Origin of the sequence: Bacteroides rodentium JCM 16496 (genome assembly GCF_000614125.1) — a bacterium.
Lineage (GTDB): Bacteria > Bacteroidota > Bacteroidia > Bacteroidales > Bacteroidaceae > Bacteroides > Bacteroides rodentium.
Genome location: NZ_BAKJ01000143.1, coordinates 1 through 967, shown reverse-complemented (window position 1 = coordinate 967; position 967 = coordinate 1). Strand labels below are relative to the sequence as shown.

Annotated in this window: 1 protein-coding gene; it reads right to left on the bottom strand. The window is 44.4% G+C overall.

Annotation, left to right across the window (positions count from 1 at the left end; genetic code table 11):
* On the bottom strand, window positions 1–403 hold a 403-nt coding region (locus tag JCM16496_RS22565), incomplete at its 3' end, for an AAA family ATPase (RefSeq protein WP_148301647.1).
* Window positions 404–967: the final 564 nt, after the last annotated feature.

Here is a 967-nt window from a genome sequence, read left to right as displayed (position 1 = left end):
GGCTGGCACGCTGCAGAACGCCCTGGAAGCGGAGGGCTGTAGTCAGTTCCTTCTTGTCGGTTCCATAGGTCTCTTCCCAGGACTGCAGGTGGCTTTCGATGGTATTCTCCAGCTCCCCGTCACGGGTATAGTCCCCTCCGTTGAAGTCGATGTGGAAGACGGGATATTCGTTCCACTCCTCCTCCAGTCCGGCAATGGCAAGGCCGTCGAACAGTTCCTTCCGCCCACGAAAGTAACATTCCAGTGTGCTCACCAGCAGGCTCTTGCCGAAACGCCGGGGACGGCTGAGAAAGTAAACCTTTCCGTTCTTCACCAGGTCGTAGACCAGGGCGGTCTTGTCCACATAGACATATCCGTCCTCACGAATCACGTCGAAGCTCTGTATTCCGATGGGATATTTCATAATGTCCTCTCCTTCTTCTTTTTGGGGTCTGTTGCATTGTTGCAATGACAAATGTACGGAGAAAAGGACAGATAAAGAAAAGTTGGACGGGAAAAATGTAAGTATAGACATTCACCGATACTCATAGACCGGTACGTATGCCGATCTGGCGGGTATCGAAGGGAAGAAACCCTACCTGTCGATTCGGGTACTTCCTGTTTTTTCTCGAGAGCCCTTTTGAGGATATAATTCATTTTTCTTTCATAGTATCCAGAAATTCCTTTTCTGCTTTATCAAATTTGTGACTAAATTTCCTAAACATATTTGGAGGGAGATTTCGCTGTGTATCAATAATATAACAGTTTGAGATAATAATAAATATCAGACTTGTAAGACCGATATAATATCAGAATGAATATAATGTATAATACTGATAATCTGTGTACTTATAGCCATGAAGACAGTATGCGGATTCATGCGTAGGAAAATTCTGACACTGATTTTCAATACCAGACAATAAATATCCAATGTGTTGATATTCAATAGTCGAACCATAAAAAGAGGGCTGCAGAATCCACACTTCGG